General features: G+C 76.9%; 23 protein-coding genes and 1 riboswitch. Of the genes, 10 read left to right on the forward strand and 13 right to left on the reverse strand.

All coding sequences use genetic code 11. The features are described from left to right. Positions 1 to 147 precede the first annotated feature (147 nt). A complete protein-coding gene (locus tag ACZ3J7_RS18245; protein WP_465621923.1) occupies positions 148 to 381 on the forward strand; it encodes a hypothetical protein in 234 nt (77 codons plus the stop codon). Here ACZ3J7_RS18245 and cobC read toward each other — a convergent pair. Both cobC and ACZ3J7_RS18255 read right to left on the reverse strand, forming a co-directional pair. After that, positions 347 to 1,390 (reverse strand): Rv2231c family pyridoxal phosphate-dependent protein CobC, encoded by a 1,044-nt coding sequence (gene cobC, locus ACZ3J7_RS18250; RefSeq protein WP_465621925.1) that lies wholly within the window; start codon positions 1,388 to 1,390, stop codon positions 347 to 349. The two genes, ACZ3J7_RS18245 and cobC, sit on opposite strands and share 35 nt — an antisense overlap. Next, entirely contained in the window at positions 1,387 to 1,836 is a 450-nt protein-coding gene (locus tag ACZ3J7_RS18255) for a cobalamin biosynthesis protein (RefSeq protein ID WP_465621927.1), read from the reverse strand. The genes cobC and ACZ3J7_RS18255 overlap by 4 nt, the downstream gene beginning before the upstream one ends. Before the next feature lie 281 nt (positions 1,837 to 2,117). On the opposite strand from ACZ3J7_RS18255, the gene ACZ3J7_RS18260 reads away from it, so the two are divergent. Genes ACZ3J7_RS18260 through ACZ3J7_RS18270 form a run of 3 tightly spaced genes read left to right on the forward strand, consistent with a single transcriptional unit; the run spans position 2,118 to position 5,481 of the window. Further along, the gene (locus ACZ3J7_RS18260; RefSeq protein WP_465621929.1) at positions 2,118 to 3,011 is read left to right on the forward strand and encodes an alkaline phosphatase family protein; all 894 of its coding nucleotides are present in this window, start codon (positions 2,118 to 2,120) and stop codon (positions 3,009 to 3,011) included. Positions 3,012 to 3,017: 6 nt separating this feature from the next. Then, entirely contained in the window at positions 3,018 to 4,352 is a 1,335-nt protein-coding gene (locus ACZ3J7_RS18265) for an MFS transporter (RefSeq protein ID WP_465621931.1), read from the forward strand. A gap of 25 nt (positions 4,353 to 4,377) precedes the next feature. Continuing rightward, the gene (locus tag ACZ3J7_RS18270) at positions 4,378 to 5,481 is read left to right on the forward strand and encodes a TolB family protein (protein WP_465621933.1); all 1,104 of its coding nucleotides are present in this window, start codon (positions 4,378 to 4,380) and stop codon (positions 5,479 to 5,481) included. Positions 5,482 to 5,592: 111 nt separating this feature from the next. On the opposite strand, the gene ACZ3J7_RS18275 is transcribed toward ACZ3J7_RS18270, so the two are convergent. Further along, a complete protein-coding gene (locus tag ACZ3J7_RS18275; RefSeq protein WP_465621935.1) occupies positions 5,593 to 6,066 on the reverse strand; it encodes a GbsR/MarR family transcriptional regulator in 474 nt (157 codons plus the stop codon). 104 nt (positions 6,067 to 6,170) lie between these two features. Between ACZ3J7_RS18275 and ACZ3J7_RS18280 the strand changes: the two genes are divergently transcribed. Together ACZ3J7_RS18280 and ACZ3J7_RS18285 are read left to right on the forward strand one after the other, a co-directional pair. Then, positions 6,171 to 7,091 carry an ABC transporter ATP-binding protein gene (locus ACZ3J7_RS18280; RefSeq protein WP_465621937.1) on the forward strand — a complete coding sequence of 307 codons (921 nt, stop codon included), beginning with the start codon at positions 6,171 to 6,173 and terminating at the stop codon, positions 7,089 to 7,091. Then, complete coding sequence (locus ACZ3J7_RS18285) at positions 7,088 to 8,743, forward strand: ABC transporter permease (RefSeq protein ID WP_465621939.1); 1,656 nt, start codon at positions 7,088 to 7,090, stop codon at positions 8,741 to 8,743. Before ACZ3J7_RS18280 ends, ACZ3J7_RS18285 begins: the two co-directional genes overlap by 4 nt. Positions 8,744 to 8,793: 50 nt before the next feature. Here ACZ3J7_RS18285 and ACZ3J7_RS18290 read toward each other — a convergent pair whose 3' ends face one another. From ACZ3J7_RS18290 to ACZ3J7_RS18300, 3 genes are all read right to left on the reverse strand, one after another. Next, a complete protein-coding gene (locus ACZ3J7_RS18290) occupies positions 8,794 to 10,284 on the reverse strand; it encodes an alpha/beta hydrolase (protein WP_465621941.1) in 1,491 nt (496 codons plus the stop codon). A gap of 118 nt (positions 10,285 to 10,402) precedes the next feature. Beyond that, positions 10,403 to 10,885, reverse strand: a complete 483-nt coding sequence (locus tag ACZ3J7_RS18295; RefSeq protein WP_465621943.1) for an OsmC family protein — start codon at positions 10,883 to 10,885, stop codon at positions 10,403 to 10,405. Positions 10,886 to 10,890: 5 nt separating this feature from the next. Continuing rightward, a complete protein-coding gene (locus ACZ3J7_RS18300) occupies positions 10,891 to 11,565 on the reverse strand; it encodes a GntR family transcriptional regulator (protein WP_465621945.1) in 675 nt (224 codons plus the stop codon). A gap of 118 nt (positions 11,566 to 11,683) precedes the next feature. On the opposite strand from ACZ3J7_RS18300, the gene ACZ3J7_RS18305 reads away from it, so the two are divergent. Then, complete coding sequence (locus tag ACZ3J7_RS18305; RefSeq protein WP_465621947.1) at positions 11,684 to 13,057, forward strand: DUF4190 domain-containing protein; 1,374 nt, start codon at positions 11,684 to 11,686, stop codon at positions 13,055 to 13,057. 18 nt (positions 13,058 to 13,075) lie between these two features. Here the strand turns inward: ACZ3J7_RS18305 and ACZ3J7_RS18310 are convergent, their stop codons facing one another. From ACZ3J7_RS18310 to ACZ3J7_RS18330, 5 genes are all read right to left on the reverse strand, one after another. Beyond that, positions 13,076 to 14,446 (reverse strand): cobyrinate a,c-diamide synthase, encoded by a 1,371-nt coding sequence (locus ACZ3J7_RS18310; protein WP_465622147.1) that lies wholly within the window; start codon positions 14,444 to 14,446, stop codon positions 13,076 to 13,078. 13 nt (positions 14,447 to 14,459) lie between these two features. After that, positions 14,460 to 15,056 carry a cob(I)yrinic acid a,c-diamide adenosyltransferase gene (gene cobO, locus ACZ3J7_RS18315; RefSeq protein WP_465621949.1) on the reverse strand — a complete coding sequence of 199 codons (597 nt, stop codon included), beginning with the start codon at positions 15,054 to 15,056 and terminating at the stop codon, positions 14,460 to 14,462. Between the two features lie 5 nt (positions 15,057 to 15,061). Further along, positions 15,062 to 17,131: a putative cobaltochelatase gene (locus ACZ3J7_RS18320; RefSeq protein ID WP_465621950.1), complete on the reverse strand. Its 2,070-nt coding sequence runs from the start codon at positions 17,129 to 17,131 to the stop codon at positions 15,062 to 15,064. After that, positions 17,128 to 18,678, reverse strand: coding sequence for a cobyric acid synthase (locus ACZ3J7_RS18325; protein WP_465621951.1), 1,551 nt, complete (start codon positions 18,676 to 18,678; stop codon positions 17,128 to 17,130). The genes ACZ3J7_RS18320 and ACZ3J7_RS18325 overlap by 4 nt, the downstream gene beginning before the upstream one ends. A 121-nt stretch (positions 18,679 to 18,799) precedes the next feature. Next, positions 18,800 to 19,753, reverse strand: a complete 954-nt coding sequence (locus ACZ3J7_RS18330) for a cobalamin biosynthesis protein (protein WP_465621953.1) — start codon at positions 19,751 to 19,753, stop codon at positions 18,800 to 18,802. A gap of 31 nt (positions 19,754 to 19,784) precedes the next feature. Continuing rightward, positions 19,785 to 19,914, reverse strand: a riboswitch (cobalamin riboswitch). A gap of 459 nt (positions 19,915 to 20,373) precedes the next feature. On the opposite strand from ACZ3J7_RS18330, the gene ACZ3J7_RS18335 reads away from it, so the two are divergent. The 3 genes from ACZ3J7_RS18335 to ACZ3J7_RS18345 all read left to right on the forward strand — a co-directional run bounded on the left by ACZ3J7_RS18335 (position 20,374) and on the right by ACZ3J7_RS18345 (position 24,061). Next, a complete protein-coding gene (locus ACZ3J7_RS18335; RefSeq protein WP_465621955.1) occupies positions 20,374 to 21,081 on the forward strand; it encodes an XRE family transcriptional regulator in 708 nt (235 codons plus the stop codon). 128 nt (positions 21,082 to 21,209) lie between these two features. Next, positions 21,210 to 22,331: an alpha/beta hydrolase family protein gene (locus ACZ3J7_RS18340; protein ID WP_465621957.1), complete on the forward strand. Its 1,122-nt coding sequence runs from the start codon at positions 21,210 to 21,212 to the stop codon at positions 22,329 to 22,331. Between the two features lie 449 nt (positions 22,332 to 22,780). Next, positions 22,781 to 24,061: a hypothetical protein gene (locus tag ACZ3J7_RS18345; protein WP_465622149.1), complete on the forward strand. Its 1,281-nt coding sequence runs from the start codon at positions 22,781 to 22,783 to the stop codon at positions 24,059 to 24,061. Between the two features lie 92 nt (positions 24,062 to 24,153). Here the strand turns inward: ACZ3J7_RS18345 and ACZ3J7_RS18350 are convergent, their stop codons facing one another. Next, on the reverse strand, positions 24,154 to 25,029 hold the full coding sequence (locus tag ACZ3J7_RS18350; protein WP_465621959.1) for a CDP-alcohol phosphatidyltransferase family protein: 876 nt from the start codon (positions 25,027 to 25,029) through the stop codon (positions 24,154 to 24,156). Then, positions 25,016 to 25,693, reverse strand: a complete 678-nt coding sequence (locus ACZ3J7_RS18355; protein WP_465621961.1) for a phosphatidylserine decarboxylase — start codon at positions 25,691 to 25,693, stop codon at positions 25,016 to 25,018. Before ACZ3J7_RS18355 ends, ACZ3J7_RS18350 begins: the two co-directional genes overlap by 14 nt. Positions 25,694 to 26,084 lie beyond the last annotated feature (391 nt).

The raw sequence follows: 26,084 nt of genomic DNA on the forward strand, positions 1-26,084 counted from the left end.
CCGCAGCGCCCGCAGCGCCCGCGCCGCCCGCAGCGCCCGCGCCGGACCGGCGGCGTCCCGCCGGCATGAACCGCGCGGCCGAGGGCACCCGGATGGTGCCCGCCGTGCGGGGAAGCGGGGGCGTTCCGCGTCGAAAGGACCGATCCGATGGGCAACCAGGTCATCTCTCCGCGCCGGGCCCTGCTCTGGCCCGTCTTCGTCTTCCTCGTCCTCTACACCGTCTGGTTCGCCGTCTCCCTGGCCACCGGGCACTCGCTCGCCGCCGCCTTCTCGGCCCCGGCCCTCCTGCTCGCGCCGCTGGTCGGCATCCTCGTCGCGCGGTACTACGGGGTGCGCAGGCGCCTGGCTAGCACCCGGGCAGCGCGGCCCGCAGTGCGCTGAGGAAGGTGTCGGTGGTGGCCGGGTCGCGGACCGCCACCCGGAGCCAGTCGGGGCCGAGGCCGGGGAAGGTGTCGCCCCGGCGGACGGCGTAGCCGGCTTCGCGCAGGCGGGCCCGCAGCGGGGTGGCGCCGGGGAGCTGGACGAGGACGAAGGACGCGGCCGGGGTGCCGTGGACGCGCAGGCCGGGGACGGTGGCGAGGGCGGCCAGCAGGTGGGCGCGGTGGGCGGCGGTGGTGCGGGCGGCGGCCTCGGCCTCGGCGAGGGCGGCGGGGGTGGAGCAGAGCACGGCGGCGGCCAGGGCGGGCGTGGAGACCGGCCAGAGCGGTTGGGCCGCGGCGAGGCGGGCGACCAGCGGAGCGGGGGCGAGCAGGTAGCCGATCCGCAGGCCGGCCAGGCCCCAGGTCTTGGTGAGGCTGCGCAGCACGACCACGTCACCCGGCAGGTCGCGGACGGCGGCGAGGCTCTGGGTCTCACCGGGGTCGGTGTCCATGAAGGCCTCGTCGACGACCAGGGTGCGGCCGGGCCGGGCCAGCGCGGCGAGCGCGGCGGCCGGGTGGAGGACCGAGGTGGGGTTGGTGGGGTTGCCGACCACCACCAGGTCGGCGTCCTCGGGCACCGCCCCGGGCGGCAGGGCGAAGCCCCGCTCCGGGGTGAGCAGGACGCGGTGGACGGGGTGCCCGGCGTCGCGCAGCGCGGCCTCGGGTTCGGTGAACTGCGGGTGCACGACGGTCGCCCGGCGCGGCCGCAGGACCCGGGCGAGCAGCACGAAGGCCTCGGCGGCGCCCGCGGTGAGCAGCACCTCGTCGGCGGGCCGGCCGTGCCGGGCGGCGACGGCGGCGCGGGCGGCCCCCCCGTCGGGGTAGGCGGCGAGGTCGGTGAGGGTCTCGGCGAGCCGGGTGCGCAGCCAGGCGGGCGGGGTGCCGGTGCGGACGTTGACGGCGAGGTCGACCAGCCCGGCGGCGCGCACTTCGGCGTCGCCGTGATGGCGCAGATCGGGCTGCGGGTTCACCTGTTGTCCTCCTGGGGGGCGGTGCGGGGGCGGTGCGGTGACGGTGCGGCGAGGGCCGCGGTGGCCGCGGCGGTGGCGGTGCGCGGGGCGAGCAGGCGTGCGCCGGGTCCGGCCGAGGCGAGCGCGGCGGCCTCGGCGACGCTCGGGGTGCCGACCGCGGCGGCGACCCGGGCGGAGCCGCCGGGCACCGGGACGGCGGCCAGCACGGCGGCCGGGTGACCGGTCAGCGGGACGCCCAACTCCCGTACGGCCGCGCGCAGTCCGGGCTCGAACAGTTTGCTGTCGAGGGTGGCGGCCGCGGCGACGGCGGTGCGGTCGAGGCCGAGCGCGGCGAGGGCGGCGTCGGCGGCGCGGAGCAGTTCGGCGGCGGGGGTGCCGCGGCGCAGGCCGAGGCCGAGCACCAGGCGGGGGGCGCACACGGCGGGGAGGGGTGCGCCGTCCGGCATGCCCGGCCCTCCCGTTCCGTCCCGTTCCCGTGCGGGCCCGGGTGCGGGTGCCGCCGGGCCGCGAGGAATCCCACCATGTCGGTCCGAGCAGGGTCAATCGGGACAGGTGTGAGAAGCGTCGCCCGGCTGGCCGAAAAGCGCCGACGGCCCGGAGCCGCCCAGCCAACCGTTCGCCTGTTCTTCATTTCGCGCAGCATTCGGCGGCCACGGACCCGGCCCTAGCGTTTCCGGCGCTCCAAACCCTCGTCCCGCACCATCCCCGCCCCGGAGGACGTCCAGACATGTCCGCTCAGCTCAGCAGCCGCGCCAAGCGTCGCCTGACCGCGATCGGCAGCGCCGTCGCGCTGACCGCCGCCTCGCTCGGCCTGTGGGCCGCGACCGGCTCCACCGCCCAGGCGGCCGGCCTGCCCACCCCCGACCACGTGGTCGTCGTGGTGATGGAGAACCACGCGTACAGCCAGGTGATCGGCAGCTCCAGCGCCCCGTACCTGAACAACACGCTGAAGGCCGGCGGCGCCAACCTCACCCAGTCCTACGGCCTGACCCACCCGTCGGAGCCGAACTACTACATGCTGTTCTCCGGCTCCAACCAGGGCCGCACCGACGACAGCTGCGTGGGCGTCGGCTCGAAGACCGCGCCCAACCTGGCCTCCGAGCTGATCGCCGCCGGCAAGACCTGGGGCTCGTACAACGAGGGCCTGCCCAGCCAGGGCTCCACGGTCTGCTCCAACTCCGCCACCAAGTACGCGCAGAAGCACAACCCGTGGTTCGGCTTCTCCAACGTGCCGACCAACACCGCGTACACCATGGCGCAGTTCCCGACCGACTACACCCAGCTCCCCAAGGTCTCCTTCGTGGTGCCGAACCTGTGCAACGACATGCACGACTGCTCGGTGACCACCGGCGACAACTGGATCAAGAACAACCTGGGCGCGTACGCGACCTGGGCGCAGACCCACAACAGCATCCTGGTCGTCACCTTCGACGAGGACAACAGCCTCTCCGGCAACCGGATCCCGACCGTCCTCTACGGCCAGCACGTCACCCCGGGCTCCAGCACCGCCACCACCTACAACCACTACAACGTGCTGCGCACCCTGGAGGACCTGGCGGGCCTGACCACCCACGCCGGCAACGCCGCCTCCGCCGCCGACATCACCGGCATCTGGAACTGACGCCCGATGTACCTCGCGGACGCCCGCTCCACCAAGAGTGACCGCGCCGCGGCCGTCGCCCCGAACTCCGGTCCGGGGCGGCGCGCCGCCGTCCCCGGCACCGTGGTCGCGCTCGGCGCGGTCAGCCTGGTCACCGACGTCTCCTCCGAGATGGTCAGCGCGGTGCTGCCCCTGTACGTGGTCGCCGCGCTCGGCCTGTCCCCGCTCGGCTTCGGCCTGCTCGACGGCATCAACAACGGCGTCGGCGCGCTGATCCGACTGCTCGGCGGCCACCTCGCCGACCGCGGCGGCCGCGGGCACAAGCTGGTCGCCGGACTCGGCTACGGCCTGTCCGCGCTGTGCAAGCCGCTGCTGCTGCTCGTCCACACCCTGCCGGCGATCGGCGCCGTCCTGGCGGTCGACCGCACCGGCAAGGGCCTGCGCACCGCCCCCCGGGACGCGATGATCTCGCTCGCCACCGAACCCGAGCACCGGGGCCGGGCGTTCGGCGTGCACCGCGCGATGGACACCGCCGGCGCGCTGATCGGCCCGCTGCTGGCCTTCGCCGTGCTGCGGGCCGTCGACGACCGGACCGAACGGGCCGGCTACGGCGCGGTGTTCACCGTCTCCGGCTGCGTCGCGCTGCTCGGCGTGCTGCTGCTGGCGATGTTCGTCCCCGGCCGGATCACCCGGGCCGGGAGACCCGCCACCGACCCGCTCGCGCCCAAGCCGACGCTGCGCGACGCGCTCGCCCTGCTGGCCCGGCCCGACCTGCGCCGGCTCACCCTGGCCGCCGTGCTGCTTGGCCTCACCACCGTCAGCGACGCCTTCCTCTACCTGCTACTGCAGCGCGAACTCGACCTGCCCGCGCACCTGTTCCCGCTGCTGCCGCTCGGCACCGCCGGTGTCTTCCTGCTGCTGGCCCTCCCGCTCGGCCTGCTCGCCGACCGGATCGGCCGCCGCACCCTGTTCCTGCTCGGCCACGCCGTCCTGCTGTGCGGCTACGCCGTCGTCCTCTCCCCGCTGCACGGCGCGGCCGTCGCGGCCGCCGTCCTGCTGCTGCACGGCACCTTCTACGCCGCCACCGACGGCGTGCTGGCCGCCGCCACCGCCGCGACCGTCCCCGACGGGCAGCAGGGCGCCGGCCAGGCGCTGGTCGGCACCGGGCAGGCGCTGGCCCGGTTCGCCTGCTCGCTGGCCTTCGGCGCCGCCTGGACGCTCTGGGGCCCCCGCCCCGCGCTGGCCGTCACCGCCGCCGCGCTGGCCGCCGCCGCGCTCGCCGCGACCCGGCTGCTGCGCCCCGCCGCCACCGGCCCCGCCGCCACCGGCCCCGCCGCGACCCCCGCCGACCACTCCCGCTGACCCACCCGCCCTGGAGGGCACCGGTATGACCGCTCCCGCCGACGTCGACCCCGACCCCACCGCCGACCCCGTCCCGGCCCCCGGCGCACCCGAACCGGGCGGCGCCGGGGCCGTCCGGCGCAAGCTGCTGGTGCTGCTGGTCGCCGTGCTGCTGCTGGCCGGCGTCGGCACCGCCGCCGTCCGGTACGCCGCGCAGCGCTCCGACCGCCGCGACCAGGAGCAGGCCGGCGGGCCGCCGGTGCACGAGGGCCCGGTCGCGCTGGACGCGGCGGGCGGCCGCCGGCTGCTGCTGCGCAACCTGGCCTGGGGCCCGCACCGCGACGAGATCGCCGCCGTGCCCGCCACCGACCCGGACGGCCCGCGCACCGCCTCCGGCGTCAGGTGCCTGCGCTTCCACGCCGCCGCCGGCACCGGCATCTGCCTGCAGGCCGAGCACGGCGCCCTGGACGACACGTACCACGCCTCGGTGCTGGACGCCTCGCTGCACGAGGTCAGGCGCTTCCCCGCCCCGGGCATCCCGACCCGGGCCCGGGTCTCCCCGTCCGGGCACCTGGTCGGCTGGACGGTGTTCGTCAGCGGCGACTCGTACGCGGGCACGGACTTCTCGACCCGCACCGCGATCGTCGACACCCGCGACTGGACCTTCTACGACAACCTGGAGAACTTCCGGCTGATCGAGGACGGGCACCCGGTCCAGGCCGCCGACGTCAACGTCTGGGGCGTCACCTTCGCCGACGACGGCTCCTTCTACGCGACCGTCGCCACCGGCGGCCGGACCCACCTGGTCCGGGGCGACCTCGGCGCCCGCACCCTCACCACCCTGCACCAGAACGTCGAGTGCCCCTCGCTCTCCCCGGACGGCACCCGGGTCGCCTACAAGAAGCGGGTGGACGGCGCCGACCCGGCCGCGCCCTGGCGGCTGTACGTGCTGGACCTCGCCACCATGACCGAGACCGCGACCGCCGAGCAGCGCAACATCGACGACCAGGCGCTGTGGTCCGACGACCGCACCCTGCTGTACTCGCTGCCCGGCGACTACGGCTCCGACCTGTGGACCGTCCCCGCCGACGGCACCGGCGCGCCCGCCCTGCTGGTCCGCTCCGCCGTCGCCCCCGCCTACCTGGGCTGAGACCGCCACCACCCCGCCGTCCGCCGCCGCGCCACCGTCCGCCGCCGCGCCACCGCCCGCCGCCGTGCCCCGCCCCGCGCGGGCCGGCCGGCGGCGGTCGGGTGCGGCGGGTCAGGGGCGGCGTTCGCGCCAGCGCTCCATCATCCGGGCCAGCTCGACCCGGAAGAAGGCGAAGAACTCCATGGACTCGGCGAGCCGCCGCCCCGCCGGGGTGTCCGCGCCGAGGGCCTCGACGCCCTCGGCCAGGCCGGCCTCCCAGCGGACCAGGCTGTGGTCCCGGCGGGCGGTGGCCTCGTACCAGACGTGGTCGTGGACGCGGTAGCGGTCGCGGCGGGAGCCCGGCTCGCGCTCGCGGGCGACCAGGCCGACCTGGGTCAGGTAGCGGACCGCGCCGGAGACCGCCGCCGGGGAGACCAGCAGCAGCTCGCCCAGCTCGACGGAGGTCAGCCGTCCGGAGTCGGAGGTCAGCAGCGCGGTGAACACCCGGGCGGGCATCCGCGGGAAGCCCGCGTCGACCAGCACCGAGGCGAACCGCTCCACGAACTCGGCCACCACCGCCGGGTCCCGCCGTCCGTCCTCGCCCACGCCGTCCGCCTCTCCGCCCGCCCCGCCGCCCCCGTCCGTGACGGGGGAGATCCACAGCTTTCAGTAACTTCACGAATCTGTGAAACAAGAGTAGCTTCAGTGCCATGACGACCGCCATCTCGGTGTCCGGCCTGGTGAAGACCTTCGGCCGCACCCGCGCCCTGGACGGCTTGGACCTCACGGTCGAACAGGGCGAGGTCCACGGGTTCCTGGGGCCCAACGGCTCCGGCAAGTCCACCACCATCCGCGTCCTGCTCGGCCTGCTGCGCGCCGACTCCGGCAGCGCCGTCCTGCTCGGCGGCGACCCCTGGCGGGACGCCGTGCCGCTGCACCGCCGACTCGCCTACGTGCCCGGCGACGTGACGCTGTGGCGCAACCTCTCCGGCGGGGAGGCGATCGACCTGCTCGGGCGGCTGCGCGGCGGACTCGACCCGGCCCGCCGCACCGCCCTGCTGGAACGCTTCGAACTCGACCCCACCAAGAAGGGCCGCACCTACTCCAAGGGCAACCGGCAGAAGGTCGCCCTGGTCGCCGCGTTCGCCTCCGACGTCGACCTGCTGATCCTGGACGAACCGACCTCCGGGCTCGACCCGCTGATGGAGGAGGCCTTCCGCGCCTGCGTCGCCGAGGCCCGCGACCGCGGCGCCACCGTGCTGCTCTCCAGCCACATCCTGTCCGAGGTCGAGGCCCTGTGCGACCGGGTCTCGATCATCCGGGCCGGCCGCACCGTGGAGACCGGCACCCTCGCCGACCTGCGCCACCTCACCCGCACCGCGGTCGACGCCGAACTCACCGGAGCACCGCCCCGCCCCGCCTACGCGCACGACCTGACCGTCGACGGCCACCGGCTGCGCTGCCAGGTCGACACCGACCGGCTCGGCGACCTGCTCACCGAACTCACCGCCGTCGGCGTCCGCACCCTGACCAGCCGCCCGCCCACGCTGGAGGAGCTGTTCCTCCGCCACTACGAGAGCGACGCCACCGGCACCGGCACCGGCGAGACCCCGGCGGCGGCCGCCCGATGAGCGCCCAGGCCCCCGCCGCCGCCCCCGCCGCTCCGGCCGCCCCCGTCCGTCCCCGGGGCCACGACCTGGCCGGCACCGGCGTCCTCTACCGCCTCGCCCTGCGCCGCGACCGGATCGCCCTGCCGGTGTGGGTGTGCGTCGGCACCGGCATGGTCGCCTCCACCGCCTTCTCCTTCCGCGAGCTGTACGGCGACGAGGCCTCCCGGCGGACCTTCACGGCCGGCGTCGACGGCAACGGCTCGCTGCGCGCCCTGTACGGCCCGGTCTTCGACGGCAGCACCGTCGGCGGGCTGACCGCGTGGCGGATGGGCGTGTTCGGGGCGGTGCTGGCCGCCCTGATGTCGACCCTGCTGGTCGTCCGGCACACCCGCGCCGAGGAGGAGGACGGCCGCCTCGAACTGGTCGGCGCGGGCGCCGTCGGCCGCCGCGCCCCGCTGACCGCCGCCCTCGCCGCCGCGCTCACCGCGAACGCCGCGCTGGCCGCCCTGGTCGCCGCCGCCCTGCTCGCGGCCGGCCAGGCCGCTGCCGGCGCGCTCGCCTTCGGCCTCGCGCTCGGCGCCACCGGCCTGTGCTTCGCCGCACTGGCCGCCGTCACCGCGCAGCTCGCCGGGACCGGCCGGGCCGCCAACGGCCTGGCCGGCGCGGCCGTCGGCGCCGCCTTCGTGCTGCGCGCGGTCGGCGACTCCGGCCGCGGCACCGGCTGGGTCGGCTGGCTCTCCCCGCTCGGCTGGGCCGAGCAGGTCCGCGCGTTCGGCGGCGACCGCTGGTGGGTGCTGCTGCTCCCGCTGGCCGGGGCCGCCCTGCTCACCGCGCTCGCCCGGACCCTGGTCGCCCGCCGCGACCTGGGCGCCGGACTGCTCCCGGAGCGCCCGGGACCGGCCGCCGCCGCCCCCGCGCTGTCGAGCGCCGCCGCACTGGCCCGCCGCCTGCAGCGCGGCCCGCTGCTCGGCTGGACGCTGGCCTTCGCCGCGGCCGGCGCGGTCTTCGGCGGCGTCGCCAAGGGCGTCGTCGACCTGATCGGCGACAACCGGCAGATGGCCGACGTGCTGGCCCGGCTCGGCGGACAGCGGGGCGTGCTGGACGCCTACCTCTCCAGCATCGCGACCGTGCTCGGCATGACCGCCGCCGTGTACGCCGTCCAGGCCGTGCTGCGGATGCGCGCCGAGGAGGTCTCCGGCCGGGCCGAACCCGTGCTGGCGGGCGCGGTCTCCCGGCTGCGCTGGGCCGCCGGGCACCTGCTCTTCCCGCTGCTCGGCACCGCCCTGCCGCTGGCCGCGGCGGGCCTCACCGCCGGACTCGCCCAGGGCCTGGCCCTCGGCGGCACCGGCGACGCGGTCGGCCGGATGCTCGGTGCGACGCTCGTCCAGCTCCCCGCGGTCTGGCTGACCGCGGCCGTCGCGCTCGCCGCGTACGGCCTGCTGCCGAGCCGGGCGGCGGCCGGCTGGGCCGGCTTCGGCCTGTTCGTGCTGGTCGCCTGGCTCGGCCCGATCCTGCGACTGCCGCAGGCCGTCCTCGACCTCTCGCCGTTCAGCCACCTCCCGCACCTGCCCGGCGGCGGGATCACCGCCGCCCCGCTGCTCTGGATCACCGCCCTGACCGCCCTCACCACCGCCGCCGCGCTGGCCGGCCTGCGCCGCCGCGACCTCGGCTGACCGCACCCGCACCCGCACCCGCATCGCCGCCATCCCCGCCGCCACCGGCCTCACCCGGCCTTCGGGCAGAACGCGTCCCGCGCGGGGCGGCGGCCGGTGGCCAGGAACTCGGTCACCAGCGCGTCGCCGCAGGCGTTGCCGTTCGCCAGGTAGGCGTCGTGGCCGCCGGAGTCGACCGTCACCATCCGGGCCCGGTCGCCGAAGGCGGCGCGGAGCTTCAGCGCGCCGGAGTACGGCGTGGCCGGATCCCGCAGGTTCTGCACCAGCAGCACGTTCGACGGCCCGGCCGGGGTGATCCGGGTCGGCGGCTCGGCGGGCTGCCAGGGCCAGAACGCGCAGGGCGTCACGTTCACCGGCATGCCCGCGGTGAGCGGGTGCGCGACCCGGTCGGCGGCCACCGCCGCCGCGTACGAGTCCGGATCGCGCGGCCAGGCCACGTCGTTGCACAGGGTGGCGAGCGAGACCGAGAGGCCGTTGCGGACCGCCGCCTCCGGCGCGGCGTCCGGAGCGGGCAGCGGGCGCTCGCCCCGGGCGGCCTGGACCAGGGCGGCCAGCCGGGGGAACCGGGCGTCCGCGTACAGGCCGTCCAGCATCGCGGCGCGCAGCGCGTTGCCGTCCAGCCGCTCCGGGTTGGCGCCGGGCCAGGGCAGCGGCGCGCCGTCCAGCCGCTCGGCGGCGGCCAGGTAGCCGGCGCGGACCTGCTCGGGCGTGTCGCCCAGCCGGTACTCGCCGGCGGCGGGGGAGGCCGCCCAGGCCGCGAAGTCCGGGAAGCGGTCCTCCGCGCCGGTGGCGTAGGCCGCCAGCCAGCCGCGCTCCACCCGGGTCGGGTCCGGGTCGTCGTTGCTGTCCAGCAGGACGCGGTCGGTCCGGCCGGGGAACATCGCGGTGTACACCGCGCCCGCGTAGGTGCCGTAGGAGACGCCCCAGATCGAGATCCGGCGCTCGCCGAGGGCCTGCCGGATCCGGTCGACGTCCCGCGCCTCGTTGCGGGTGGTGACGCCGCGCACCAGTTCGCCGCCCCCGGCCACGCAGTCCGCCGCCATCCGCCGGGCGGTGGCCAGGTTGGCGTCGATCCCGCCGTCGGGGGCGGGCCAGGGCAGGGCGTGGCTGCGGGCCAGGTCCGCGTGGTCGAAGCCGCAGTCGAGCGGGGTGGAGGCGCCCACGCCGCGCGGGTCGAAGCCGATCAGGTCGTACCTGTCCAGCACCGACTCGGGCAGCCGTTTCGCGGCGCTGCTCGGCCCGTTCAGCCCCGAGCCGCCGGGCCCGCCCGGTATCAGCACCAGCACCCCGCGCCGCAGTTCGGGCCGGGCGGTGGCGATCCGGGAGACCGCCAGGGAGATCGACGGCCCGTCGGGCCGCGCGTGGTCGAGCGGGACGGACAGCTCGGCGCACCGCTGCCGCCCGTCCGCCGGACCGGACGGGCAGGCCCCCCAGACCAGGTCGTCACGGGGGGACGGCGCGGCGAGGGCGAGCGGCGCGGTGAGGCCGAACAGGACGGTGGTGGCGGCGGCGAGGGCGGCGCCCCGGTGGATGATTCGCATGCCGCGATTCTTCGCCCCGGCGCCCCCGCCGCACGATCCCGCCAGCCTCCGTCTTCTTCCGGTAGCCCGCTCCAGGGAAGACCCTGGGGCCAGCACCACTAAGCCAGTTGACGCCGCGTCAGTCCGCCGCGCGGACCGCCACCACCGGCTCGTGCCGCACCGGGAAGTTCACCGAGGAGGCGATGAAGCAGTCCCGGGACGCCGGACCGTGCAGGGCCACCGCCCGCTCCCGCATCGACGCCTCGGCGACCTCGACCCGCGGCCGCAGCACCGCCTCGGTGAACCGTCCGCCGTTGCCCTCGGTCTCCATCGTCCCCGCGGCGTCGTCCGCGTAGGAGAGCACGACGACGCCGTTCACCGCGCAGTGGTGCAGGTAGGACAGCATGTGGCACTGGGCCAGCGCCGCCAGCAGCAGCTGCTCCGGGTTCCACCGCGAGCGGTCGCCGCGGAAGGTCGGGTCGGAGCTGCCCAGGATGTCCGGCAGCCCCTCCGCCGACACCGTGTGGTCCCGGCGGTAGGAGCGGTAGTGGTCGGTGCCGGTGCCGAGGTTGCCGGTCCACTCGACCCGGAGCGCGTACTGGTGGGAACGGGAGAAGGCCATGCGGGTCACTCCTGGTCGTCGGTGGCGTCGGTGGCGTCGGTGGCGTCGGGACGGTCGGAATCGGCGGCGCAGGTGTCCAGCACGTGCCGGCGGGCGGCCGCCGAGGCGGCGGCCGGGTCGCCGGCGGTGATCGCGGCCAGCAGCTCGCGGTGCTGGGCGTCGACCAGGGCGGTGCGCTCCGGCGGCCGCAGGGAGCGCAGCGTGGAGACCTGGATCTGGTCCCACAGCCGGTCCAGGCCGCGCAGCGCCACCGGGTTGGCCGCCAGCTCGGCCACCCGCCGGTGGAAGGCCCGGTTCAGCCGCACCGCCGCCGCCAACTCCCCGGCCCCGGTGGCCCGGTGGGTGCGGTCGGCGAGCGCGGCCAGGTCCGCCAGCTCGGCCGGGGCGAGCCGCCCGGCCCGCTGCCGCTCGGCCGCCAGCTCCGCCGTCAGCGCTTCCAGCGCGGCCCGCACCCGGTAGACGTGCGCCAGCTCCTCGCCGTCCAGCCGCACCACCCGCACGCCCCGGCCGGCCGGGGACAGCAGCCCGTCCGCGGTCAGCGCCCGGAACGCCTCCCGCACCGGCGTGCGGCTCACCCCCAGCCCGGCGGCGACCTCCACCTCGCCCAGCCGCGAACCCGGCGGGTAGTGGCCGTCCAGGATCAGTTCCCGCAGTCGCAGGCGGGTGCTCTCGGTCTGCACCCGGCCAGCCTAGAACGTTGCATGCATTGCATGCAACGGAGGCGGACGCGCTCCCGGTCAGCCCGGTCCGCTATATTCGCGCAGCCTCGACACGCACCACTCCCAGGGGGGACCACTGATGTCGTTCGACCAGGGACGCGCCGGGAAGGACGATCCGGCCGACGCCCGGGACGACACCCCGCCCGCCCTCTCGCTGCGGAAGCCCGAGCCCGAGCCCGAGCCCGAGCCCGAGCCCGAGCCCGGTCCCGAGCCCGGTCCCGAGCCCGAAGCCGGTTCCGCGCCCGAGCCGCCGACCCCGGTCGCCAACCCCTGGGCGGCCCCCGCCCCGGGTGCCACGGGTGCCCCCGGCGCTCCCGGCACCCCCGGGGCCGACCCGTGGGCCCCCGCCCCCGGTCAGACCGTCGGCCCGTGGGGGCAGGGCGTCCCGGTGGGCCCGGCGACCGCTTACCCGGCGTACCCGCCGCCGAGGCGGGATCCCTCGCTGTACAGCAACGGGCTGGCCGTCGCGGCGCTGATCGTGAGCTTCCTCTGCTTCTTCGGCATCATCGGGATCGGCCTGGGCATCGCCGCGCTGGTGCAGATCAGGAGGACCGGCGAGCGCGGCCGGGGCATGGCGGTCGCGGCGATCTCGATCGGCGCGGTCTGGCTGCTGCTGCTCGGCCTGACGGTCGCGGGCGCCCACCACGGCCCGGACCGCGGCGCGTCCGGCCGCCGCCCCGGCTCCGACGGCTTCCTGACGCAGAACTCGCCGTTCCTGCTGCGGGCCGGCGACTGCGCGACCCTGGTGGGCCACATCGCGGTCAAGAAGCCCGACTGCTCGGCGCCGCACAACGTGGAGGTCTACTGGACCTCGGTGATCAGCCCGGAGGGCGACGGCTACCCGGGCACGAGGACGCTCCAGGACCGGGCCGACCGGGTCTGCGCGCAGAACCTCCACCAGTACCTGCCGGACACCTGGGCGATCCCGCAGGACACCGAGCTCGCGTACGCCGTCCCGGACCGGGGCGAGTGGGACGACAGCGGCAACCGGTGGATCGTCTGCCTCCTGCAGACCACCCAGCCCCGGACCGGTTCGCTGCACCAGGACCCGACGCCCGACCAGAAGCAGCTGCTGGCGGCCCTCGACCAGTTCGACCTGCTCTGGTACGACGCCCCGGGCCAGGACCTCGACGTCGCGGACGACCCGCGCGCCTTCCGGGAGTGGGCCGGCCGGCTGGCCGACGCGGCCGAGACCGAGGCCGCCATGCTGGAGAAGGCCGACTGGACCGTCGCCGACCGGGCGAAGGTCGCCCAGCTGGCGGCCGAGGCGCGGGTGGCCGCCCAGCACTACCGGGCCGCCGCAGCCGGCCGGGACGCCGCCACCGTCGAGCGCGAGCTGAGGACCGCCGAGGGGCACCTGGGCGACCGCCTGGTCGTCGAGCTGCGCCGCCAGCTGGGCCTGGCCACCCAGGACGGGCAGGCGGCCGGCCACCCCTCCCAGCAGGTGGTCTGACCCCCGGCCCCGCCGCCCTCAGCCCCGTCCGGCCGCCCAGGCCGCCGCGTGCCGGACCAGCCGGGCCGGCAGCGCGGGCGCGCCCGTCCAGTGCAGGTGCAGGTACGAGGCGTGCACCGAGCCGTGCAGGTGGCCCTCGGTGTGCGGCCCGGCGGGGGTGCGCCAGCCCCAGGCGGGGGACGGGCCGGCCGCCGGGTCGGTGGCGGTGCGGTGGAACTCGTGGCCGCGGACCCGGGAGCCGGCCGCCGCCAGCGGGGAGTCCGCCAGCGCCACCGCCTCCCGGTAGCCGAGGGTCAGCCGGGGCGTCATCCGGGCCGCCGTGTCCAGCACCCCGCACATCGGCAGGCCGTCCAACTCCCGCCCCAGGTACAGCAGTCCGGCGCACTCGCCGACCACCGGCGCCCCGGCGGCGGCCAGTTCGGCGACCGCCCCGCGCAGCGCCGCGTTGGCGCTCAGCTCGGAGACGTACACCTCGGGGAAGCCGCCGCCGATCACCAGCGCGGCCGTCCGCTCCGGCAGCCGCTCGTCGTGCAGCGGGTCGAACGGCACCACCTCGGCGCCGGCGGCGGCCAGCAGCTCGGCGTTCTCCGCGTACGAGAAGGAGAACGCCGCGCCGCCCGCCAGCGCCACCCGCGGCCGGGGCCCGGACACCGGCTCCACCTCGGCCGCCGGGTCCCACGGCCCGGCGGCCAGCGGCGGGGCGGTCCGGGCCAGCGCCAGCACCGCGTCCAGGTCGACCGAGGCGGCCACCAGTTCGCCCATCTCGCGCACCGCCCGCAGCGCCTCGGCGGAACGCTCGACGGCCGGGACGAGGCCCAGGTGCCGGGACGGCGTGTCGACCGCCCCGGCCCGGCGCACCGCGCCCAGCACCGGCACGCCCGAGCCCTCCTCCAGGGCCTCGCGCAGCAGCGTCTCGTGCCGGTCCGAGGCCACCTTGTTCAGGACCACCCCGGCCAGCCGGACCTCCGGGTCCCAGGACGCGAAGCCGTGCACCAGCGCCGCCACCGACCGGGACTGCGAGGAGGCGTCCACCACCAGCACCACCGGCGCCCGCAGCAGCTTCGCGACCTGCGCCGTCGACGCCAACTCGCCCCGCCCGGCGGCCCCGTCGTACAGGCCCATCACGCCCTCGACCACGGCGACGTCCGCCCCGGCCGCGCCGTGCGCGAACAGCGGGGCGATCCGCTCCGGGCCGCTCATCCAGGCGTCCAGGTTGCGGCCCGGCCGCCCGGCGGCCAGCGCGTGGTAGCCGGGGTCGATGTAGTCCGGGCCGACCTTGTGCGGGGAGACCCTCAGCCCGCGCGCGGCCAGCGCCGCGATCAGGCCGGTGGCCACCGTGGTCTTGCCCGCCCCCGAGGACGGCGCGGCCACCACCAGCCGCGGAATCACGTTGCTCAACCCGCTACCACTCGATACCGCGCTGGCCCTTGCGGCCCGCGTCCATCGGATGCTTCACCTTGGTCATCTCGGTGACCAGGTCGGCCAGTTCGAGCAGCGGCTCGGGCGCGTGGCGGCCGGTCACCACCACGTGCTGGCTGCCCGGGCGCTCCCGCAGCACCTCCACCACCTCGGCCACGTCGATCCAGCCCCAGTGCAGCGGGTAGGTGAACTCGTCCAGCACGTAGAAGCGGTACGTCTCGGCCGCCAGGTCGCGCTTGACCTGCTCCCAGCCCTCCCGGGCCGCCTCCTCCGAGGACTCGATGTCGCGCTGCACCCAGGACCAGCCCGAGCCCATCTTGTGCCAGGCCACCGAACCGCCCTGCCCGGACCCGCCGAGCACCCGCAGCGCGTTCTCCTCGCCGACCTTCCACTTCGCCGACTTCACGAACTGGAACACCCCGATCGACCAGCCCTGGTTCCAGGCCCGCAGCGCCATCCCGAACGCCGCCGTCGACTTGCCCTTGCCCGGCCCCGTGTGCACCGCCGTGACCGGCTGGGTCCGGCGCTGACGCGTCGTCAGGCCGTCGTCCGGGACGTTCTCCGCCACTCCCTTGGGCATACCGCTCACGCCGCCTTTCGCGTCGTCGTCATCGCCGTCTTCGTCGTCATCGCCGTCCGGGCCTCCCGCACCAGCGAGGCCACGCCCTCGGCCCGCAGCTCGTCCAGGCTCACCACGTCACCGTTCAGGTGCGCGGCCAACTCCCGTGCCAGGCCCAGCCGGAGGTGGCCGGACTCGCAGTCCAGCACCACCGAGGCCACGCCCTGCGCCGCCAGCAGGCCGGCCGCCCGGCGGGCCCGCGGCAGCGCGTCCTTCCCGCCGGTGGCCCGGCCGTCGGTCACCACCACCAGCAGCGGACGCCGGTCCGGGTCGCGCAGCCGCTCCACCCGCAGCACCTCGTGCGCCCGCAGCAGGCCCGCCTCCAGCGGCGTCCGGCCGCCGGTCGGCAGCTGCTCCAGCCGGGCCGCGCCCACCTCCACCGAGGAGGTCGGCGGCAGCGCCACCTCCGCCCCCGCGCCCCGGAACGTCACCAGGCCGACCTTGTCGCGCCGCTGGTAGGCGTCCATCAGCAGGGACAGCACCGCGCCCTTCACCGCCGTCATCCGCTGCCGCGCCGCCATCGACCCGGAGGCGTCCACCACGAACAGCACCAGGTTCGACTCCCGGCCCCGCCGCACCTGCTCCCGCAGGTCGTCCCGGCGCAGCACCAGCGCCCGGCCCGCCCGCCCGCGCGCCACCTGGTGCGGCGCGGCCGCGCGCAGCGTCGCGCCCAGGTGCAGCCGGGCCAGCCGCCCGCGCGGACGGCGGGCCCGGACGGTGTGCCCGGCGTCCGTCTCGGCGGGGGAGCGGCGGCCCTGCGCGCCCCGGCCCGTCCCGTCCACCTGGAACAGCCGCGTGCGGTACGGCCGGTCGGCCGCGACCGGCGCCGACTCCCGCCCGCCGCCCGGGCGTTGGCGCGGCGGGGCGGGCGACTCCGCCGGCGGGGCCGCCTCGCCGGCGGGCGCGTCGCCGTCGCCCGGCTCCGGCGCGTCGCCGCCGTCCGGGCCGCCGCCGTCACCGCCGCCGGGGCCGTTCCCGCCGCCGTCCGGGCCGTCGTCCTCGGGGCCGTCGGGCTCCTCCGGCTGCCGGTGCTCGTCCAGCGTCCGGTCCAGCTGCTCCTCGTCCAGCCCCGGCGCGTCGAACGGGTTGCGCCGCCGCCGGTGCGGCAGCGCCAGCCGGGCGGCCGTCCGGACGTCCTCCTCCAGCACCGAGGTGCGCCCCGCCCAGGCGGCCAGCGCCACCGCCGTCCGGGCCATCACGATGTCCGCGCGCAGGCCGTCCACCTCGAACGCCGCGCACACCGCCGTGATCTGACGCAGCGCCAGGTCGGAGAGTTCGACGTCGGCCAGCAACTCCCGTGCGGCGGTGATCCGTTCGGCCAGCTCCCGCTCGCGTTCGTCCCAGCGGGCCGCGAAACCGGCCGGGTCGGCGTCGTACGCGAGCCGCCGGCGCACCACCTCGGCGCGCTCCTCCGGGTCCCGGGTCGCGGCGATCTCCACCGTCAGGCCGAACCGGTCCAGCAACTGCGGCCGCAGCTCGCCCTCCTCCGGGTTCATCGTCCCGACCAGCAGGAACCGGGCCGCGTGCCGCACCGACACGCCCTCCCGCTCCACGTACGAGCGGCCCATCGCCGCCGCGTCCAGCAGCAGGTCCACCAGGTGGTCCTGCAGCAGGTTCACCTCGTCGATGTACAGCACGCCGCGGTGCGCCTTCGCCAGCAGCCCCGGCTCGTACGCCTGCACGCCCTCGGCGAGCGCCCGCTCCAGGTCCAGCGCGCCGACCACCCGGTCCTCGGCCACGCCCACCGGCAACTCCACCAGGAACGCCGGGCGTTCGGCCGCCGCCCCGCCGCCGTGCGGCCCGTCCGGGCACTGCGGGTCCGGCGCCGCCGGGTCGCAGGCGAACCGGCACCCCGGCACCGTCGCGATCGACGGCAGCAGCCCCGCCAGGGCCCGCACCATCGTCGACTTCGCCGTCCCCTTCTCGCCCCGCACCAGCACGCCGCCCACGGCCGGCGAGACCGCGTTCAGCAGCAGCCCCAGCCGCAGGTCGTCCATGCCCACGATCGCCGTGAACGGATAACGGGCCTCGGTCATTCGGCACTCCCCATCTCCAGCGGGGCCGGGGCCCCGGGCGGCACGAACGGCAGACCCGCCGGTGCCCCGTCCTCGATCAGCTTCCACAGCGCGTCCGTGTCGGCGTGCTCCGCCACCAGGTCGCCCAGCGCGTCCAGCCGTTGCTCCCGGGCCGCGGCGAACGAGGTGTCCGGCGCCGGGACGAACGCGCGCCCCGCCGCGCGGGCCGCCTCGGCCAGGAACGCCCGCCGGAACGCGTCGTTCTCCAGCACGCCGTGCCAGGTGGTGCCCCACACCGGGCCCACCCGGCAGCCGTCCAGCGGACGGCCCGCGGCGTCCGTGACGAACGGCTCGCCGCCCTCCACCGCGACCACCCCGTGGTGGATCTCGTAACCCTCGACCCGCTCGCCCAGCGCCACCCCCGACGGCCGGGCCAGCACCTTCTCGGCGCCGAACACCACCCGGGTCGGCAGCAGCCCGAGACCGGCCACCGCGCCGGACGACTTCGACTCCACCGCGTCCACGATCTCCCGGCCCAGCATCTGGTAGCCGCCGCACACCCCCAGCACCGGCAGCCCCGCCGCGACCCGGGCCGCCAGCGGCTCCGCCAGCCCCCGCTCCCGCAGCCAGGCCAGGTCCGCGACGGTCGCCCGGGTGCCCGGCAGCACCACCAGGTCGGCGTCGGCCAGCTCCTCCGGGCGGGTCGCCCAGCGCACCAGCACGCCCGGCTCCTGCGCCAGCGCGTCCACGTCCGTGAAGTTCGACAGCCGGGGCAGCCGCACCACCGCGACCCGCAGCACCTCCGCCCCCACCGGCCCGCCCGCCGACGGCCGCGCCGCCACCGAGGCCAGGTCGAGCGAGTCCTCCGCGTCCAGCCACAGGCCCGACAGCATCGGGAACGTCGCCAGCACCGGCCGGCCGGTCAGCCCGCGCAGCATCTCCAGCCCCGGCGCCAGCAGCCGCGCGTCCCCGCGGAACTTGTTGACGAACCACCCCGCGACCAGCGACTGGTCGTCCGGCGACAGCAGCGCCAGCGTCCCGAACATCGACGCGAACACCCCGCCCCGGTCGATGTCCCCCACCACCACGACCGGCAGCCGGGCCGCCGACGCCAGACCCATGTTGGCGATGTCCCGGTCCCGCAGGTTGATCTCCGCCGGGGAGCCCGCGCCCTCGCACACCACCACGTCGAACCGCGACCGCAGGTCCGCCAGGCACTCCAGCGCCCGCTCCAGCAGCACCGGCTTGCGGTCCCGGTAGTCCAGCGCCCCGACCTCCGCGACCGCCCGGCCCAGCAGCACCACCTGGCTGCGCCCGTCCGCGCCCGGCTTCAGCAGCACCGGGTTCATCGCCGCCTCCGGCGCCACCCCCGCCGCCTGCGCCTGCATCGCCTGCGCCCGCCCGATCTCCGCCCCGTCGGCCGTCACGAACGAGTTCAACGACATGTTCTGCGCCTTGAACGGCGCCACCCGCACCCCCTGCCGGGCCAGCCAGCGGCAGATGCCCGCCGTCACCACGCTCTTCCCGGCATCCGAGGTCGTACCGGCCACCAACAGCGCGCCGTTCACCGGAGAACTCCTTTCGAGGCGCCCCGACAGGGGCGCGAGGAACCGCGCGCGGCGGAAGGCAGCACGTCGAAATCCCGCGTTGTCACAGTCAGTTGCCGCACGTGCCCACGCCGAGGCGGGTTCACCCGCGCGCCCGCGCGCCCAGCGCCCGCCCGCCCAGCGCCCGTGCGCCCAGCGTCGTCAGCAGCGCGAGCGCGCCGACCCGCCGCGACAGGCGGCAGGCCCGCTCGATGTCGGCCGCGCCGACCGGCGGCAGCCCGGCGCCCAGCACCGGCCGGTGCTCGACCCGCTCGCCGTAGCGCAGCGTCCCGCCCAGCCGCACGCCCAGCGCGCCCGCGAACGCGGCCTCCGCCTGGCCCGCGTTGGGGCTCGGGTGCGCGGAGCCGTCCCGCCGCCAGACCCGCCAGGCCCGGGACGGGGCGCCGGACGCGGCGACGGCCAGCAGCGCGGTCAGCCGGGCCCCCGGCCAGCCCGCGACGTCGTCCAGCCGGGCCGACGCCCAGCCGAAACGGCGGTAGCGCGCCGACTTGTGCCCCACCATCGCGTCCAGCGTGTTGACCGCCCGGAACGCCAGCAGCCCCGGCACCCCCGCGACGCCGCCCCACACCAGGGCGTTCACCACCGCGTCGGCGGTGTTCTCGGCGACCGACTCGACCACCGCCCGCGCCACCTGGCCCTCGTCCAGGCCGGACGGGTCGCGCCCGCACAGGTGCGGCAGCCGCTCCCGGGCCGCCGGCAGGTCACCGGCCGCCAGCGAACGCCCGATCGCGGTCGCCTCCCGGGTCAGCGACGTCCCGCCGAGCACCGTGAACGTCGCCGAGGCCGCCAGCACCCCCGCCGCCACCGGCGAACGCCGCACCACCCGGCCGGCCAGCGCCGCACCGCCCGCGACCGCGCCGACCGCGAGCGCCGCGTGCAGCGCCCCGGCCCCGCGGTGGTCGCGCCACAGCCGGCCCTCCAACCGGGCCGCGGCGGCGCCGAACAGGGCGACCGGATGCCCGCGCCGGGGGTCGCCGAGCCGGGCGTCCGCGAGGTATCCCGCGACCGCGCCCACCAGGTACGGGGCAGCCCGCATGGCGTCGTGTCCTCACTCAGGGTCCGCGCCCTGGATCGACGGAACGGGGGCCAGAGTCTCCTGACTTCCGGTCACCCCCGCGCGGGGTGACCGGTCACAGTGGCGGGACCGCGCCGGACTCGCACCGGCTTCCTCTGCTTGCCTCCGTTTGGCCCGAAGATCCCACCACGCCCGCTTCGCGGCAGTCAACCGAGGCGGTGGAGGGTTTGGTCACACCCGGCCGAGACCCCGCCGACCGGGTCGGCACGGCCAAGGGCGCAGCTCAGGACGGACTTCGGAACCCCGCTCGGGACGCACCGCGCTCAGGGCGTGCGCACCACGGGCCGCGGCGCGGCCGGCACGCCGTCGCGCAGCACCCGGGGACAGCGCACGGGAGCGCTCCCGGCGCGTCCACCCGGACCGGCCGGACAGCGTCGACCCACCACGGCCACCACCCCGGACTTTCGCCCCCGCCCGCTCCAACCCACGTGCGCACAAGGCGAATTGACGGCCACCGCAGCCGCTCGCGCCCCTCCCGCCCGCCTCGTCGCATCGTCCAGCCGCCCGGCCCCCCGCGCCGCCCCGGTTCGTGCCATCCGCGCCTGTGGCCCGCCCCGCCCCCGCCCCTACCGTCGGAAGGCATGCGACGCAGACAGCCGCCGGTCCCCGCCCCGGTGCCGTTCTCCCCGGCCGCCGCCCGCGCCCACCGCACCGCCCTCGGCCTGACGGTCGACCAGGTCGCGGACGGCCTGGCCGCGCACGGCGTGCGCCTGCTGCCCGGACACGTCCTCGGCTGGGAGGAGGGCCGCGTCCCGCCGCCCACCGAGGAGCAGCTGACCGCCCTCGCCCGCACCCTCTGGTGCCCGCCCGCCCACCTGATGGGCGCCGCCCCCGCCACCCTCCGCGACCACCGCGTCGCCCGCGACCTCACCCCCGACCGGGCCGCCCGCCGGCTCGGCCTCACCCCCGCCGCCTACCTGCGCGCCGAAACCACCGGCCACTGGACCGGCGGCCCCGAGCAGACCCGGCTGCTCGCCGACCTCCTCGCCCTCGACCTCCCCACCCTGATCCACCTCACCGGCCGCGCCCCCGCCCTCGCCACCCACCTCCGCCGGGCCGTCCAAGGCCGCTGGCAGGCCCACCTCACCCCCGTCGCCCGGCTCGTCCCCGCCGACCCCGCCCACCTCGCCCACGCCCTCGCCACCCTGCAGTCCGAACACCACACCCCCGCCTCCTGGGGCACCGCCCCACCCCCGCCCCGCCCCGAGCCCACCACCCGCTTCTGGCAGCTGCTCGCCGAGGCCGAGACGGGGACGGGGACGGGGGCGGGGACGGCCGGGTCCTCCTGACCGCCCCGCCCCGCCCCGTCCGTCGCCGGGCGCCGTCGCCCGTCACCCGCATCGCGGCCCCGAATGGCCGTCCGCCGCGCGGGCAGGTGCACTGGGAGCACAGGACCGCCAGCACCCGGGAGACCGCCATGCGTTGGGGAACCGCAGCCGCCGTCGCGGCCGCCGCAGTAGGGACCGGGACGGCGGCGTTCCTGCTGCTGGGCCGGAAGGTGTCGGACCGGGTGGTGCGGCCCGGGGTCGGGCGGGTGCTGTCGGCGCCCGCGCCGGTGCGGGTGGTCGCGCTCGGACCGGGACGGGTGGTGCTGACCTCGACGCCCGAGACCCGCCGGTCCGGGACGTACGCGCTGGAGTGGGGCGGGGGCGGCCACGCGGTGGTCGGCGCGGTGCTCGACCAGGACGGCGACCGGGTCACCCGGCGGCTGGAGCGCGCCGACGGCGGCACCCTCGCGGTCGGCACCGAGGTCGAGGTCACCCCGCGGGTGCTGCGCGGCGACCCGCGCACCGCGCTCGGCCTGGACTACACCGACGTCGCGGTCGCCGCCGACCTCGGCAACCTCCCGGCCTGGCGCACCGCGGGCATCCGCGGCACCTGGGTGGTGCTGGTGCACGGCCCCGGCACCGACCGCGAGCAGTGCCTGCCGGTGCTGCCGCTGCTGCACGCGCTGCGGCTGCCCGCGCTGGCCGTCAGCTACCGCGGCGACCGGGGCGCGCCGGCCTCGCCGGACGGCCTGGGCCACTTCGGCGAGACCGAGTGGCAGGACGTCGACGTGGCGATCCGGTACGCGCTGTCCCAGGGCGCCGGGCAGGTGGTGCTGTACGGGTGGTCGATCGGCGCGACCATCGTCCTGCACACGGCCGCCCGCTCCACCTGGCGGGAGCGGATCGCCGGGGTGGTGCTGGACTCCCCGGTGCTCGACTGGGCCGAGACGGTCCGCCGGGAGGGCACCCGGGCCTGGACCTCCCCGGCGCTGGGCGAGCTGGGCGCGCTCGCCGCCGAGGGCCGCACCGGCGTCGACCTGGCCGGCTTCGCCCGGATCGCCTCCGGCGCCGACCTGCCCGCGCCCGCGCTGCTGCTGCAGAGCCCGGACGACCCGGTCGCGCCGTGGAGTGCCGCCCGGCGCCTCGCCGACGCCCGGGAGGACCTGGTCAGTCTGCACCCGGTGCCACGGGCCGGGCACGCGGCGCTGTGGAACGCCGACCCGGCCGGGTACACCGAGGCGCTGCGGCGCTTCCTGACCCCGCTGCTGTGAGGCCCCGGGCCCGCACCGCGCGCGACGCCGGGGAACCGGAGCGCCGGATACCGCGTCTCCGTCTCGGAGCGGTCACAATATCTGCCATGTCCACGCCCAAAAGCGGAGGGATTCGTACCGTTTCGCGGCGTTTCGTCCCCCGCCCGTTCGAGGCGTTCGGACAACGGGCCGAGACAGCTGGACAGTCGATGTGACAGAAGGCCCGTACAAGGGGAAGACTGCACGGCGTGACGTCTCGGAACCCGCGCGACCGTGATGCCCCGCACCCGCCCCACCGCACCGGTGCGACGGTGACCCGTCTGCCCGGAACGGCGGCCGTCGGTCGTGCGGAGGGCACCCCACCCGCCGCCGCCCCCCGCCGCCGGGTCCCCGCGAAGCCGGGGCGCGGCCGGGTGCCCGTCCCCGACGGCTTCCCGGCACCCTCCGAGCTCGCCCCGCTGGCCCGCCGGATGCTCGCCGACGCCGTCCGGGTCGCCCGCTGGGCCGGCGAGCTGTCCGAGGTCGACAAGCGCGGCGAACTCCTCCCCGAGGACGCCCGCGCCGCCGGCCGGGCCCTCGCGATGACCGTCGGGGCCGCCGCCAACGCCTGGGGCCAGGCCCTGCTGGTCGGCCTGGTCGAGCTCCGCGACGGCGGCGCCGGACCGGGCTGGCGGCTGCACGCCTGGGAGCACGACGACGAGGCGGTGGTCCGCGGCTGGTCCGCGCTGTTCGACGCCTGGACGCTGCTCGCCCCCGTCCCGCCCGCCGCGCTGCGCGGCGTCTTCGCCCAGCTGGCCGGGCAGGCCGTCGACCAGGCCCCCCAGCTGCTGTCCTTCCTGCACCTGGTGGACGGCCCGGTCGCCGACAGCGAACTGCTCGAACTGCTCCGCCGGGGTCTGGACGAGCGCCGCCTCGGCCCCAGCTCCGGCACCTTCCCGCTGTCGCCCGTCCCGCACGCCGCGTTCGCGGTCTCCGCCGTCCGCGGCACCTGCCGCGAACCGCAGATCGACACCCCGCACTCGCCCGCCGACGTCGCCGCGGTCCTCGACTGGATGCTCGACGGCCTGGCCGCCGTCGGCGCGCTCGGCCGCCGCGACGAGGCCGCCGAGCTCTCCCCGCTCGGCCACTGGGCCGTCCGGGCCAAGCTGGAGGAGATCTGCACCGTCGCGCAGACCGCCGCCGGCCACATCGAGCAGAGCGCCGTCGAGCTGCTCAGCGCCTGCGCCGACTACAGCCCCGGCCCGGCCCGCGCCGAGTTCCGGGCCTGGGTCGCCGCCCGCCCCGCCGACCGCGCCGTCGCCGAACTGCTGGAGGCCGCCCGCGGCGAGGACGCCTTGGTCCGCGGCCTGGCCTTCGAGGCGCTCCGGGTGGTGGCCGGCTCCACCGCCGAGCAGGGCGTGCGGGGCGCCGTCGAGGAGCCCGTCCTGCGCCCCTACGCGCTCCTCTGGCTGGCCGAACAGCTGGACGAGGACGGGGTCTCCCCGGCCGACGTGCTCGGCGCGGAGGACGCCGCCTGGCTGTGGGTCGACACCGCCGCCGCGGTCCTCGACCACGGCGAGACCGCGCTGCTGGTCGGCCACGTCGAGGGCGCCTCGGCCGGCGAGCCGGTCCGGCTGTTCAACCGGGCCCGCCAGTCCGGCCACCCGCGCGCCGCGAGCGTGCTGACCGCCGTCGCCTCGGTCCACCCCGACCCGGCGGTGGCCCGGGCCGCCCGCCGCAGCGCCTTCTCGGTCCACACCGGCGGCGCGTAGCCCGCCGGACGGCACGACGACGAGGAAGCGCCCTCCCGGACGGATCCGGGAGGGCGCTTCCTCGTCGTGCGTCGTGCGTCGTGCGGCCCGGGTCAGCCCCGGTTCTCCGCGCGGCGGGCGCGGACCACGCCCACCTTCTCGCCGACCTTGCGGCGGATGACCAGCAGCGGCGCCATCGCGGCCAGCGCGATCTGGGCCAGCGCGCCGATGTGCATCAGCCTGTCGCCGCCGGGCAGGCCGGCCGCCCAGGAGGCGAGGCAGCCGATCGAGACGACGATCCAGGCGAGCGTCGCGGTGGCGAGCAGGCCCTGCGGCTTCGGGTACTCGATCCGGCTGACCATCAGGTAGGCCACGCCGAAGATCATCAGCAGGCCGGGGACGAACGGCGGGTCGAGCAGCACGATGGCCAGCACGGTCATCGCGCCCATCGGGCAGGGCATGCCCTGGAAGATCCCCGGCCGCATCTTGACCGCCGAGAAGCGGGCCAGCCGCAGCACCACGGCGAGCAGCACGGTCAGCGCGATGAACGCGGACAGCTGCTGGTTGGTGCCGGGGGAGACCAGGCCCCAGACCGCGACGAAGTAGGCCGGCGCGATGCCGAAGCTGATCAGGTCGGCCAGGTTGTCGAGCTCGGCGCCGAGCGCGGAGGAGCGCAGCTTGCGCGCCACCAGGCCGTCGAAGAGGTCGCACATCGAGCCGATCAGCAGCAGCGTCACCGCGGTGGCGGCGCTGTGCTTGACGGGGGCGGCCGACTCGTTGGTCAGGTGCGGCATGAGGATCCCGGTGGTGATCGAGTAGATCGCCAGGAAGCCGCAGACGGCGTTGCCCAGGGTGAGGAAGTCGGCGGTGGACAGGTGCTGCGGGGAGCGGGGGGCGCGCAGTTCGCGGTCCCGCGCCCAGCGGCGGCGGCGGAACTCGGTCGACTCGTCGTCGAGCTCCATCAGGGTCTCAGGATCAGTCACGGTCAAGGCGCGTCACCCCGGCGGTGGTCTTCTGGCCGACCGTGACGCCGACCTCGACGCCCGCCGGCAGGTAGGTGTCGACGCGGGAGCCGAAGCGGATCAGGCCGACCCGCTCGCCCTGCTCGACCTTGGTGCCGGCGTCCACGTAGGGGACGATGCGGCGGGCCACTGCGCCCGCGATCTGCACCATCTCGATGTCGCCGAGCTCGGTGTCGAAGTGCCACACGACGCGCTCGTTGCGGTCGCTGTCCTTGTTGAACGCCGGGACGAACCCACCGGCGATGTGCTCGACCGACGTCACGCTGCCGGCCAGCGGCGCGCGGTTGACGTGGACGTTGAGCGGGCTCATGAAGATCGCGACGCGGGTGCGCCCGTCCGGCCACTCGTCGATGGACTGGACCACGCCGTCGGCCGGGGAGATGACCCGTCCGGCGCCGACCTCGCGCTCCGGGTCGCGGAAGAACCACAGCATGCCAGCGCTCAGGGCGCAGGCGGGCACGGCCGCCAGGGCCCACTTGCCGGAACGCCGGGTGAGGGCGGTCGTCACGGCGGCGGTGGCCAGCGTGGGGACGAACCAGGGGGTGGCACCGCGCGCGATGGTCACGCGGGGACGCCGACCCTCGGGTCCGGGACCCTGGGCGGAGGTGTGAGGGGACGGGCTGATGGGCATCGAGGACCTTTAGTCGCGGCCCCGCGCGGGGACACTGAACGGCACCTGGACGGGGGCCACCGCGGGGATCGAGTTGTTTGGACGGCTGCTGTCCGGGTGGATGCTATCGGGACCTGCCCGTATCTGGGCAAGCCGCCTGCTAGCCGGACTGCGCCTGTCTGCGGAGTCGAGCACCTGCTATGCATACGACCGTAACCGGAGCGGGCGCGGTTCCCCAAGAGGTCTCGGGTCACGGGTGATTCACGTCTCAGTGACGGCGGAGTGACACGCGGTGCGCGGAGGCGTGGGCCCCCCCCCCCGCCCGGGGCCCCCCCCCGGCCGGCCCCCCCCGGGCCCGGGCCCCCCCCGGGGGCGGGGGCCCCGCCCCGGCGGGCCCCGCCCCGCCCGCCCC

It is taken from the genome of Kitasatospora sp. NPDC015121, assembly GCF_055562955.1.

Bases quoted from the DNA above. Each gene is read 5' to 3' on its own strand.
- ACZ3J7_RS18245 (WP_465621923.1), top strand. From the start codon at position 148: ATGGGCAACCAGGTCATCTCTCCGCGCCGGGCCCTGCTCTGGCCCGTC.
- ACZ3J7_RS18255 (WP_465621927.1), bottom strand. From the start codon at position 1,836: ATGCCGGACGGCGCACCCCTCCCCGCCGTGTGCGCCCCCCGCCTGGTG.
- ACZ3J7_RS18260 (WP_465621929.1), top strand. From the start codon at position 2,118: ATGTCCGCTCAGCTCAGCAGCCGCGCCAAGCGTCGCCTGACCGCGATC.
- ACZ3J7_RS18265 (WP_465621931.1), top strand. From the start codon at position 3,018: ATGTACCTCGCGGACGCCCGCTCCACCAAGAGTGACCGCGCCGCGGCC.
- ACZ3J7_RS18270 (WP_465621933.1), top strand. From the start codon at position 4,378: ATGACCGCTCCCGCCGACGTCGACCCCGACCCCACCGCCGACCCCGTC.
- ACZ3J7_RS18280 (WP_465621937.1), top strand. From the start codon at position 6,171: ATGACGACCGCCATCTCGGTGTCCGGCCTGGTGAAGACCTTCGGCCGC.
- ACZ3J7_RS18285 (WP_465621939.1), top strand. From the start codon at position 7,088: ATGAGCGCCCAGGCCCCCGCCGCCGCCCCCGCCGCTCCGGCCGCCCCC.
- ACZ3J7_RS18290 (WP_465621941.1), bottom strand. From the start codon at position 10,284: ATGCGAATCATCCACCGGGGCGCCGCCCTCGCCGCCGCCACCACCGTC.
- ACZ3J7_RS18295 (WP_465621943.1), bottom strand. From the start codon at position 10,885: ATGGCCTTCTCCCGTTCCCACCAGTACGCGCTCCGGGTCGAGTGGACC.
- ACZ3J7_RS18305 (WP_465621947.1), top strand. From the start codon at position 11,684: ATGTCGTTCGACCAGGGACGCGCCGGGAAGGACGATCCGGCCGACGCC.
- cobO (WP_465621949.1), bottom strand. From the start codon at position 15,056: ATGCCCAAGGGAGTGGCGGAGAACGTCCCGGACGACGGCCTGACGACG.
- ACZ3J7_RS18320 (WP_465621950.1), bottom strand. From the start codon at position 17,131: ATGACCGAGGCCCGTTATCCGTTCACGGCGATCGTGGGCATGGACGAC.
- ACZ3J7_RS18330 (WP_465621953.1), bottom strand. From the start codon at position 19,753: ATGCGGGCTGCCCCGTACCTGGTGGGCGCGGTCGCGGGATACCTCGCG.
- ACZ3J7_RS18335 (WP_465621955.1), top strand. From the start codon at position 20,374: ATGCGACGCAGACAGCCGCCGGTCCCCGCCCCGGTGCCGTTCTCCCCG.
- ACZ3J7_RS18340 (WP_465621957.1), top strand. From the start codon at position 21,210: ATGCGTTGGGGAACCGCAGCCGCCGTCGCGGCCGCCGCAGTAGGGACC.
- ACZ3J7_RS18345 (WP_465622149.1), top strand. From the start codon at position 22,781: ATGCTCGCCGACGCCGTCCGGGTCGCCCGCTGGGCCGGCGAGCTGTCC.
- ACZ3J7_RS18355 (WP_465621961.1), bottom strand. From the start codon at position 25,693: ATGCCCATCAGCCCGTCCCCTCACACCTCCGCCCAGGGTCCCGGACCC.